9 protein-coding genes and 1 pseudogene are annotated in these 11,846 nt (G+C 37.0%); all 10 read left to right on the forward strand.

Annotated elements, in window-relative coordinates:
- The first annotated feature begins 31 nt into the window (after positions 1 to 31).
- The 10 genes and pseudogenes from nuoF to BWD162_RS03315 all read left to right on the forward strand — a co-directional run bounded on the left by nuoF (position 32) and on the right by BWD162_RS03315 (position 11,807).
- The gene (gene nuoF / locus BWD162_RS03270; RefSeq protein WP_078705419.1) at positions 32 to 1,339 is read left to right on the forward strand and encodes an NADH-quinone oxidoreductase subunit NuoF; all 1,308 of its coding nucleotides are present in this window, start codon (positions 32 to 34) and stop codon (positions 1,337 to 1,339) included.
- A 64-nt stretch (positions 1,340 to 1,403) separates the two neighbouring features.
- On the forward strand, positions 1,404 to 3,473 hold the full coding sequence (nuoG, locus tag BWD162_RS03275) for an NADH-quinone oxidoreductase subunit NuoG (protein WP_078706130.1): 2,070 nt from the start codon (positions 1,404 to 1,406) through the stop codon (positions 3,471 to 3,473).
- Between the two features lie 23 nt (positions 3,474 to 3,496).
- Positions 3,497 to 4,543 (forward strand): NADH-quinone oxidoreductase subunit NuoH, encoded by a 1,047-nt coding sequence (gene nuoH, locus BWD162_RS03280; protein WP_078705420.1) that lies wholly within the window; start codon positions 3,497 to 3,499, stop codon positions 4,541 to 4,543.
- 16 nt (positions 4,544 to 4,559) lie between these two features.
- A complete protein-coding gene (nuoI, locus tag BWD162_RS03285; RefSeq protein ID WP_078705421.1) occupies positions 4,560 to 5,051 on the forward strand; it encodes an NADH-quinone oxidoreductase subunit NuoI in 492 nt (163 codons plus the stop codon).
- Positions 5,052 to 5,149: 98 nt separating this feature from the next.
- Positions 5,150 to 5,770: an NADH-quinone oxidoreductase subunit J gene (locus BWD162_RS03290; protein WP_078705422.1), complete on the forward strand. Its 621-nt coding sequence runs from the start codon at positions 5,150 to 5,152 to the stop codon at positions 5,768 to 5,770.
- A 13-nt stretch (positions 5,771 to 5,783) separates the two neighbouring features.
- A complete protein-coding gene (gene nuoK, locus BWD162_RS03295; protein WP_078705423.1) occupies positions 5,784 to 6,092 on the forward strand; it encodes an NADH-quinone oxidoreductase subunit NuoK in 309 nt (102 codons plus the stop codon).
- 6 nt (positions 6,093 to 6,098) lie between these two features.
- Positions 6,099 to 8,063, forward strand: coding sequence for an NADH-quinone oxidoreductase subunit L (nuoL, locus tag BWD162_RS03300; RefSeq protein ID WP_078705424.1), 1,965 nt, complete (start codon positions 6,099 to 6,101; stop codon positions 8,061 to 8,063).
- Positions 8,063 to 9,531 (forward strand): annotated as a pseudogene (locus BWD162_RS03305) (NADH-quinone oxidoreductase subunit M). The gene nuoL and the pseudogene BWD162_RS03305 overlap by 1 nt, the downstream one beginning before the upstream one ends.
- 17 nt (positions 9,532 to 9,548) lie before the next feature.
- Positions 9,549 to 11,003: an NADH-quinone oxidoreductase subunit NuoN gene (gene nuoN / locus BWD162_RS03310; RefSeq protein ID WP_078705425.1), complete on the forward strand. Its 1,455-nt coding sequence runs from the start codon at positions 9,549 to 9,551 to the stop codon at positions 11,001 to 11,003.
- A gap of 6 nt (positions 11,004 to 11,009) precedes the next feature.
- On the forward strand, positions 11,010 to 11,807 hold the full coding sequence (locus BWD162_RS03315) for a biotin--[acetyl-CoA-carboxylase] ligase (protein ID WP_078705426.1): 798 nt from the start codon (positions 11,010 to 11,012) through the stop codon (positions 11,805 to 11,807).
- Positions 11,808 to 11,846: the final 39 nt, after the last annotated feature.

The raw sequence follows: 11,846 nt of genomic DNA on the forward strand, positions 1-11,846 counted from the left end.
ACATATTCGATGTTAGAAAAAAAGGTGGGGTATGCTAACTGATAAAGATCGCATTTTCACTAATATTTATGGTTTAAAAGAAAAATCATTAAAAGGTGCTATGCTGCGCGGGCATTGGGATGGTACCAAGGCGATTATCGAAAAAGGCCGTGACTGGATTGTTGATGAGGTAAAGAAGTCGGGTTTGCGTGGTCGTGGTGGTGCTGGTTTTCCTACTGGCATGAAATGGTCTTTTATGCCAAAACAAAGTGATGGTCGACCACATTATTTAGTTGTGAATGCAGATGAATCAGAGCCTGGAACATGTAAAGATCGTGACATTTTGCGGCATGATCCTCATACTTTAATTGAAGGATGTGTTATTGCTACTTTTGCAATAGGGGCAAATGTTGCCTTTATCTATATTCGTGGTGAATATATTCGTGAGCGTGAAGCACTTCAAGCGGCAATTGATGAATGTTATAATGCTGGTTTACTTGGTAAAAAGACTAAATGTGGGCATGTTTGCGATATTATTGTTCATCATGGTGCTGGAGCGTATATTTGTGGTGAGGAAACTGCTCTTTTAGAAAGTCTTGAAGGGAAAAAAGGGCAGCCTAGGCTTAAACCACCATTTCCTGCTAATATGGGAGTTTATGGTTGCCCAACAATAGTTAATAATGTGGAATCCATTGCAGTGATTCCAACGATTTTGCGTCGGGGTGCTTCATGGTTTTCATCAATTGGTCGTTCAAACAATGTTGGAACAAAATTGTTTATGATTTCTGGTCACGTTAATGCACCTTGTACATTTGAAGAGGCTCTAGGTGTTTCTTTTCGTGAATTAATTGAAAAACACACAGGAGGTATTCGTGGTGGGTGGAATAATCTTTTAGCGGTTATTCCAGGTGGAGCTTCTTGTCCAGTTGTTCGGGGTGAAAATATGATAGACGCAGTTATGGATTTTGATGGAATGCGTGATGTTGGTTCTTCTTTTGGTACAGGTGGTGTGATTGTTATGGATAAATCAACAGATATTATCAAAGCAATTTGGCGGATAGCAGCTTTTTTCAAACATGAAAGTTGTGGGCAGTGTACACCGTGTCGTGAGGGTACTGGTTGGATGATGCGTCTTTTAGGACGTATGGTTGAAGGGAGAGCTCAAAAACGTGAGATTGACCTTCTATTTGAAGTTTCTAAACAAGTTGAAGGGCATACTATTTGTGCACTTGGTGATGCTGCAGCGTGGCCTGTGCAAGGATTGATACGCAATTTTCGCTCAGAGATTGAGCAAAGAATTGATGATTATACGCGAAACGTGGTTCAGAGCAAAAATGTTGCTTTGGAAGTAGTAGAGTGAAAATTTTATTCTGATGAATAATAAAATGTGAGTTTAGGTAAATTATCTGCGGGCTGGATTAATGATGATAAATATCAAAGTTGATGGTAAAGAGATTGAAGTTCCTGACTACTATACATTGCTTCAAGCCGCTGAAGCTGCTGGTGCTGAAGTGCCACGTTTTTGTTTTCATGAAAGTTTGTCAATTGCTGGGAATTGTCGCATGTGCTTAGTTGAGGTTAAAGGTGCTCCTCCAAAACCTCAGGCTTCTTGTGCGATGGGAGTTCGCGATTTACGATTGGGACCCAATGGTGAAATACCTGAGATATTTACCAATACACCGATGGTCAAAAAGGCTCGTGAAGGTGTTATGGAGTTTCTTCTCATTAATCATCCATTAGATTGTCCTGTATGTGATCAAGGTGGTGAATGTGATCTTCAAGATCAAGCAGTGTTTTATGGTCGTGATTGTTCTCGTTATACGGAAAACAAACGCGCTGTGGAAGATAAATATATCGGTCCGCTTGTAAAAACTGTTATGACACGGTGTATTCATTGTACTCGTTGTGTTCGTTTTACGACAGAAGTTGCAGGTATTTCAGAGCTTGGTTTAATTGGTCGTGGTGAAGATGCTGAAATTACGACATATCTTGAAAAAGCAATGACATCTGAATTACAGGGAAACGTTATTGATCTTTGTCCGGTGGGTGCTTTAACCTCAAGACCTTATACATTTCATGCGCGTCCATGGGAATTAACTAAGACAGAATCAATTGATGTGATGGATGCACTTGGTAGTGCCATTCGCATTGATAGTCGGGGGCGTGAAGTTATGCGAATCATACCACGTACGAATCAGGACGTAAATGAAGAGTGGATTTCTGATAAGACGCGTTTTATTTGGGATGGGTTGCGCACTCAGCGACTTGATAAACCATATGTTCGCAAAAATGGAAAACTTCAGCCTGCAAGTTGGTCAGAAGCTTTTGCGAGTATTAAGAAGGTAGTATCTAAAACACCAGCAGAAAAAATTGGTGCAATTGCAGGAGATCTAGCGTCTGTTGAAGAAATGTATGCGCTTAAAATATTGCTCACTTCACTAGGGTCAAAGGTGTTTGATTGTCGTCAAAGAGGTATGGCCTTGTCGCCTGAATTAGGGCGCTCAAGCTACATTTTTAATCCAACTATTATGGGTATTGAGCAAGCTGATGCATTGCTTATTGTAGGGTCTAATCCGCGTACTGAAGCTGCTGTTTTAAATGCACGTATTTTAAAACGTCAACGGATGGGGCAATTTCCAATTGCATTAATTGGAGAACAAGCTGATTTGCGTTATTCATATTCTTATCTTGGAGCTGGTACTGAAGCGTTAAATGCACTTATTAATGGAGAAAATGCATTTTTTGATGTTCTGAAAAAAGCTAAACGTCCGCTTATTCTTATCGGAGAGGCTGCTGTTTCGGGTAAAGAAGGTTTATCTGTTTTAAAAAATCTCGCAAAATTATCTGATGTTGTCGGTGCTCTTAATAAAGAATGGAATGGATTTGGTGTGCTTCATAATGCTGCTTCGATTGTTGGGGGGTTGGATATTGGTTTTGTTTCTAAAATTGGAACTGAAAATATTATTAAGACCTGTGAAGTTTTATTTTTACTTGGCGCCGATGAGGTGGAATTAACCCATAAAAAAGCTTTTACAATTTATATTGGTAGTCATGGTGATAATGGTGCACATGCTGCTGATGTAATTTTGCCTGCATCAGCTTATACTGAGAAATCAGGGCTTTACGTTAATACAGAAGGTCGTGTTCAAATGACAAATCGAGCCGGTTTTGCTCCGGGTGAAGCAAAGGAAGATTGGGCAATTTTGCGCGCTTTATCTGATGTTTTAGGAAAAAAGCTTCCTTTTGATTCTTTATCTCAATTAAGGCAGAATTTGTTCAATGATTTTCCACATCTTTGTGCAATTGATGATATAGCGCCTGCATGTATAAGTGATCTCAAAGTGCTCGGTTCACAATTAATCGGTCTGAGTAAGCAAACATTCGCTTCTATAATTAAGGACTTCTATTTAACAAATCCAATAGCACGTGCTTCCGCAATTATGGCTGAATGTTCAGCTCTTGCAAAGAGTCATGTTGCTGGATCTGTAGAGTAAGAATAGAAGGGAAAAGGAATATTATGTATGATTTCTTTATGACCGGGCTATTACCATTGCTGATTATAGTAGGTAAGACACTTTTCCTTTTGGTTGTTCTTCTAGTTTTAATTGCGTATCTTCTTTATGCAGATAGAAAAATTTGGGCTGCTGTGCAATTGCGGCGGGGTCCGAACGTTGTTGGTCCATGGGGACTGTTTCAATCTTTTGCAGATTTAATTAAATTTGCGGTTAAAGAACCTATTATCCCTGCTGGTGCCAATAAAGGTGTTTTTCTTTTGGCTCCTTTTGTTTCTGCTACGCTTGCATTATCAAGTTGGGCTGTTGTGCCCGTTAATAAAAATTGGGAAATTGCTAGTATTAATATTGGTTTACTTTATATCTTGGCTATTTCCTCTCTTGAGGTTTATGGCGTCATCATGGGGGGGTGGGCGTCAAATTCAAAATATCCTTTCTTAGGAGCTCTTCGTTCAGCAGCGCAAATGGTTTCTTATGAGGTTTCAATTGGATTTGTTCTCGTAACTATTATCTTAGTAAGTGGTTCATTAGATCTTACAACAATTGTTCTTGAGCAGAGTAGAGGACTTGGAATGAATCTTGGTCTACCTTTTAACAGTTTTCTTGATTGGAATTGGTTGGTTCTTTTTCCAATGTTTATTATATTTTTTATTTCTGCACTTGCTGAGACAAATCGTCCTCCTTTTGATTTAGTTGAAGCAGAATCTGAGCTTGTTGCTGGTCACATGGTTGAGTATTCCTCAACTCCTTATATGCTCTTTTTTCTTGGTGAATATGTTGCTATTGTTTTAATGTGTGCATTAACAACCATTTTATTTTTAGGTGGTTGGTTGCCTCTTTTAGATGTTTGGTGGCTTAATTGGGTTCCAGGTATCATTTGGTTTGTTTTAAAGGTTTGCTTTGTGTTTTTTGGTTTTGCTATGGTTAAAGCATTTGTACCGCGCTATCGTTATGACCAGTTAATGCGGCTTGGTTGGAAAGTGTTCCTTCCCATTTCATTGGCAATGGTTGTGATAACTGCTGCTGTCTTAAAATATATTAGTTTAGCTTAAAGAGGGGGCGTTTCGTATGTCAGGTCTTATTCAAGCAGCAAAATCACTGCTTTTATTAGAATTTATAAGTGCTTTTTTTTTGGCGATGCGTCAGTTTTTTTCACCAAAACCTACGATCAATTACCCTTATGAAAAGGGTATTGTTTCTCCTCGTTTTCGTGGTGAACATGCTTTGCGTCGTTATCCAAATGGTGAAGAACGGTGTATTGCGTGTAAATTATGTGAGGCAATTTGTCCCGCGCAAGCTATTACAATTGAGGCAGGACCACGGTGTAATGATGGTACACGTAGAACTATTCGTTATGATATTGATATGGTTAAGTGTATTTATTGTGGTTTTTGTCAGGAAGCTTGTCCAGTTGATGCTATTGTGGAGGGACCAAATTTTGAATTTGCAACAGAAATGCGTGAAGAACTTTATTATGACAAAGAAAAGCTTTTAAGTAATGGGGATCGTTGGGAGAGAGAAATTGCTCGTAATATATTGATGGATGCGCCTTATCGTTAAGTGTATCGTCAACAAGTAGTCGGATGATTCTATCTGGCAAATTATAGCCGGGTGTGAATTTTATGCTAATTAGTGGTTAATTAATTGAAGGAAATCCTATGCTAACAGGTTCAGCAGCGGTATTTTTCTATATATTTTCTCTTATCATGCTCATGAGTGCAGTTATTGTTGTTGCTGCACGTAATCCAGTACATTCAGTGTTATTTTTAATCTTGGCGTTTTTTAATGCGGCGGCTTTGTTTATACTTTTAGGGGCCGAATTTTTGGGGCTTATTTTACTTGTCGTTTATGTTGGTGCTGTAGCGGTTTTATTTTTGTTTGTGGTTATGATGCTTGATGTGGACTTTGCTGAATTGAAAAGTGGAGTGCTCCGATATATTCCTGTTGGTGCTTTTATTGGTGTTGTTATTATTGTAGAATTGGTTTCTGTTTTTATTAGTAGTCACTTTTCTCCTATTTTAAGATCTTATGTTACACAACCGATGCCAGATTTAGCGCAGCGGACAAATACGCAAGCGTTAGGAGATATTCTTTATACAGATTATATTTTCTATTTCCAAATTGCTGGAACGATTTTATTAGTTGCAATGATTGGCGCTATTGTTTTAGCGCTTCGTCATAAGTCTGGTGTCAAACGACAATCAATTGCAGTGCAAGTTGCTAGAACAGCAAAAAATGCAATTGAAATTAAACAAATTGAGTCAGGTAAGGGTATTTAGCGGGGAAACGACTATGCATATTGACATTTCTCATTATCTCACTGTTTCTGCGGTAATGTTCACAATTGGCATTTTTGGCATTTTCCTAAACAGGAAGAACGTGATTATTATTCTTATGTCAATTGAGCTTATATTGCTTTCAATCAACCTTAATTTTATTGCTTTTTCAGCATTTCTTCATGATCTGGTTGGTCAAATATTCGCTTTATTTATTTTGACAGTTGCAGCTGCTGAGGCAGCAATTGGTCTAGCAATTCTTGTTGTTTTTTTCCGTAACCGCGGTTCTATCGCAGTTGAAGATGTTAATGTGATGAAAGGCTGATAAGTAATGTATTATGTAATTGTCTTTCTACCGCTTTTGGGTTTTTTAACTGCTGCTGTCGGCGGAAAAACTATAGGCTCTCGTGCAAGTGAAATTGTGACGTCTAGTTTCATGGTAATTGTTGCTGCATTGTCATGGATAGCTTTTTTAAATATTGCTATTGGTCATACTTCAGCGGTTAGCACGCCGATCTTGCACTGGGTAACTGTTAGTAACTTAGTTTTTGATTGGACCTTGTATATTGATACATTGACAGTCGTTATGCTTGTTGTGGTTAACAGTGTTTCAGCATTAGTGCATATTTATTCAATTGGTTATATGCATCACGATCCTTCAAGATCTCGGTTTTTTGCCTATCTTTCTTTATTCACATTTATGATGCTTATGCTAGTGACAGCTGATAACTTAATCCAAATGTTTTTTGGTTGGGAAGGTGTTGGGCTTGCATCTTATTTACTAATTGGCTTTTGGTTTCAGAGAGCTTCTGCTAATAAAGCAGCGATGAAAGCTTTTGTAGTTAACCGTGTTGGTGATTTTGGTTTTCTTCTAGGTATCTTTAATATTTTTGTTTTGTTTCAATCAGTTAATTTTGCAGATATTTTTGCAAAAACTATAGACAGTAGTTTTGTACAAAATACAACATTTTTAGGTTGGCAGCTTGATGGACAAACAGCAATTACTGTGACGTGTCTTCTTTTATTTGTCGGTGCTATGGGTAAATCAGCACAATTTCTTCTACACACATGGCTTCCTGATGCAATGGAAGGGCCAACACCTGTATCTGCTCTCATTCACGCAGCAACAATGGTGACTGCTGGTGTTTTTATGGTTGCACGTATGTCACCAATTTTTGAACTTTCTTCAACGGCTTCTACTGTAATTATTATTGTTGGAACGATGACTGCGTTCTTTGCGGCAACTGTAGGGCTTGTACAAAATGATATCAAGCGCGTTATTGCTTATTCAACATGTTCTCAGCTTGGTTATATGTTTGTTGCTTTAGGTGTTGGAGCTTACGGAGCAGCTGTTTTTCATCTCTTTACACACGCTTTTTTTAAGGCTCTACTGTTTCTCGGTGCGGGTTCTGTAATTCACGCAGTATCTGATGAGCAGGATATGCGAAAAATGGGAGGATTGCGTAAACATATAAAAGCAACTTATTGGATGATGATTATAGGAACTATTTCATTAACAGGTGTTGGAATACCAGGAACATTTCTTGGTACAGCGGGTTTTTTCTCAAAGGATGCAATTATAGAATCTGCTTTTGCGTCACATAATATTATTTCAGGATGTGCTTTTTGGCTTCTTGTTTTATCTGCTTTACTAACGAGTTTTTATTCATGGCGGCTTATATTTATGACATTTCATGGTAAGCCACGTGCAACTGTTGATGTTATGCATCATGTTCATGAATCGCCTCCGATTATGTTGATTCCTCTGCTTGTTTTGTCTGTTGGAGCATTATTTGCAGGTATGGTTTTTCAACCTTATTTTTTTGGTAATTTGTATGACCTTTTTTGGAAAAGCGCATTGTTTACAAGTAGTCACAACCATATTCTTCATGAAGCGCATAATGTGTTAAATTGGGTAAAGTGGTCACCATTTACAGCAATGGTCCTTGGATTTGTTTTGGCTTGTCTATTCTATATTCTTGTTCCGTCACTTCCCAAAAAACTCTCCGAGTTTATGCCTGCATTTTACCGTTTTCTTTACAATAAGTGGTATTTTGATGAACTTTATAACTTTTTGTTTGTCCGTCCTGCTTTAAAAATTGGTTGCTTTCTTTGGAAGATAGGTGATGGTAAAATTATTGATGGCCTGGGACCGAATGGTATTGCTGCACGTATTATTGATATTACAAACAGAATTATCCGACTGCAGACGGGTTATCTTTATCACTATGCGTTTGCGATGCTTATTGGTGTCATGGTGCTGATCACGTGGATAATGATCGGGAGTTTAAATTGATGACCGACTGGCCTATTCTTTCTACAGTTACATTTTTACCGCTTGTTGGTGTATTTTTGATTTTATTAATCAAAGATGACACCGAGGTTGAAAAACATAATATACGCAATGTAGCGTTTTTTACATCTGTTTTTGTTTTCATTATCTCTTTAATTATCTGGATGAGGTTTGATAACACAAATTCCGACTTCCAAATGGTCGAAAAATTTGATTGGTTAGAAAGTGGTATTAGCTACCATATGGGTGTTGATGGTATTTCTATCCTTTTTGTCGTCCTTTCAGCTTTTTTATTGCCATTCTGTATTTTGGCAAGTCGGGAGAATATTAAAGACAGATTAAAAGCTTATATGATTGCTTTTCTCCTCCTTGAAGTTGCAATCATCGGAGTCTTCTGTGCTCTTGACGCAATGCTATTTTATGTTTTTTTTGAAGGTAGTCTCATTCCAATGTTTATTATTATTGGTGTTTGGGGTGGAGCACGCCGTGTTTATGCAAGTATGAAGTTTTTTTTATATACTTTGCTTGGTTCAGTACTCATGTTAGTTGCCATTATGGCTATGTATTGGGAAGCGGGAACACTTGATATACCAACTTTATTGACCTATCAATTTTCTACACATATGCAGATGTGGTTATGGCTTGCATTTTTGCTTCTTTTGCAGTTAAAATGCCAATGTGGCCGGTCCACACATGGTTGCCTGATGCACACGTAGAAGCACCAACAGCAGGCTCTGTTATTTTGGCTGGAGTGCTACTCAAATTAGGTGGTTATGGTTTTCTTCGTTTTTCTTTGCCAATGTTTCCTATTGCTTCAGCTGATTTTGCTCCTTTAGTTTTTGTATTATCGCTGATTGCAATTATTTATACATCCTTAGTTGCGCTTGTTCAAAATGATATAAAAAAACTTATTGCCTATTCGTCAATAGCTCATATGGGGTACGTAACAATGGGTATTTTTGCTATTAATGAGCAAGGTATTCAAGGTGCTATTTATCAGATGCTATCACATGGAATTGTTTCTGCAGCTTTGTTTCTTTGTGTTGGAGTTATATATGATCGCTTGCATACACGTGAAATTTCGGATTTTGGTGGTTTAGTAAATAATATGCCAAAATACGCGGTTGTATTCTTACTCTTTACTATGGCGAATGTTGGTTTACCTGGAAGTTCAGGATTTTTAGGTGAATTTTTAACTTTAATAGGTGTCTTTCAAATTCATAAATTAGTTGCAATTTTTGCTACAACTGGTGTTATATTATCTGCCGCTTATGCACTTTATCTTTATCGACGTATGATTTTTGGTCCTTTAGATAAGGAAAGTTTGAAAGTGCTTCATGATCTCTCTCTAAGAGAGAAAATTATCCTTTATCCAATGGTTGTTCTTACAATATTTTTTGGTGTCTATCCAATGCCGATTCTTAAAACAACGGCATTTACAGTAAAAACCCTTATTAACCAGCTGCACTAAATAAGAAATAAATACTCATGCAAACTGATATAATAGCTCAATTAACGTTAATTTTTCCAGAAATTTTAATAGCACTGGGGGCCATGGCACTCCTTTTAATCGGTGTTTATTCCGGTGCACGTTCATATTTAACTATTACTGGTTTAGCAATTGCTCTACTTGTTGCAACTATTATTATTATGGTCGTCTTTCCGCAAAATGGCTTTTTCTATACAAACACGCTTATTATTGATTCCTTTAGCCGCTATATGAAAGTTCTAACTCTTGTCGGTGCACTCTTTGCTCTCATTATGTCTGTCGGTTTTGCCTGTGCTCAGAAATTTGATATATTTGAGTTTCCCGTATTAGTCCTTTTTGCAACTTTGGGTATGATGTTAATGATTTCAGCTGGCAATACGCTGTCACTTTACATGGGGTTAGAATTACAATCTTTAGCGTTATATGTTCTTGCTGCGATCAATCGCGACAATATGAAATCTTCTGAAGCGGGTATAAAATATTTTGTTTTAGGTGCACTATCTTCAGGGTTTTTACTTTATGGTATTTCATTGCTTTATGGTTTTACTGCTCAAATTGGTTTTCGCGAAATTGCCTTTGCTTTAAATAATGAAGCTCTACAGTTGGGTGTTATTTTAGGTATTGTTTTTATTCTAGCTGGTTTGGCGTTCAAAATTTCTGCAGTTCCATTTCATATGTGGACACCTGATGTTTATGAAGGGGCACCAACTCCTATTACAGCATTTTTTGCTTGTGCTCCTAAAATTGCGGCAATGGCATTAATTATCCGTATCATTGTTGTTACTTTTATTCCATTAGGAAGTTCTGATAGTTCTATGCCCGCATGGCAGCAGATTTTAATTTTTATGGCAATTGCGTCAATGGTACTAGGTGCATTTGCTGCAATTGGCCAGAGTAATATTAAGCGTTTAATGGCTTACTCATCCATCAGTCATATGGGGTATGCACTTGTTGGTCTAGCTGCTGGAAGTATGCTTGGGATAAAAGGTGTTATTCTTTATATGACTATTTATCTTGGCATGACTCTTGGTTCATTTGCATTTATTCTTGGAATGCGATCTAGTGACGGAAATGTTGAGAATATTTATGATCTTGCAGGATTGGTAAAAACTAATCCGTTTATGGCTATTACGATGACGATACAGCTTTTTTCTTTAGCAAGTATACCTCCTATGGCTGGTTTTTTTGGTAAATGGTATACATTTTCTGCAGCTGTTCATGCAGGACTTACCCCACTTGCTGTCATTGGTATGGTTGCTTCTGTTGTTGGTGCTTTTTACTATTTACGGATTATTAAAATTATGTGGTTTGATGCTGCAAAAGCTAGTTTTATTGTTTTATCAAACGAACTTAAGCTTTGTCTTGGGCTTTCTACATTATTTATTTTATTTTATGTATTTTTTGGAATTTGGTTTGCTGAATTTGCAGAAAAAGCAGCAACATCATTATTTTAAATAAACATGGTTTATACATTATCAGATTTTGCTTTAAAACAAGGGTATATCCTTGAAGCATATGAAAGTGTAGATTCGACAAATCTTATTGCACAACAAAAAGCAAATGTTGGTGATCGTGATTATCTTTGGATTGTTGCAGAAAAACAAATGCAAGGAAGAGCTAGAAGAGGCAGGACATGGTATAGTCCGAAAGGGAATTTGTACTCTAGCCTTTTATTAATTGATGATATTGTTTGCCAAACTGCTTCTCAACTTGGTTTTGTTGCTGGAGTAAGTGTAGTAGAAGCTATAAGGCACTTTATAAAAGATAAAGAAAATAGCATTGTTAATTTAAAATGGCCAAATGATATTTTACTTAAAGGAATTAAAAGCTCTGGAATCTTACTTGAGCTCTTTACATTAACCCCACAAAAACATGCATTGGTCATTGGTATCGGGGTAAATGTAAAACATCATTTTAAAGATGCACCATATTTAACATCAAGTATAAAGAATATTGGATTAGATATTGATAAAGAAGAATTATTTATGGTTCTAACAAGATGTTTTGCTGAAAATTATCTTCTTTGGAAGCAGTCGGGAGGGTGTGATATAATCCGCAAAAAATGGCTTTTATATTCAGCTCATATTGGACAACCTATCAAAATAGTCAATAGTGAAAAGCTTACCGAAGGTATTTTTGATGGTCTTGATCATGATTTCAACTGCATTATCAAACAAAGAGATGGCAAAAAAGCAATTATAACAGCTGGAGATGTTTATTTTGGTTCGGCTGCTTCTGTTAATACACATCATTATTAACTTGTAAAATTTTATTTCACCATGAGATTATCTTAATAA

Origin of the sequence: Bartonella sp. WD16.2 (assembly GCF_002022505.1) — a bacterium.
Classification (GTDB): Bacteria; Pseudomonadota; Alphaproteobacteria; order Rhizobiales; family Rhizobiaceae; genus Bartonella.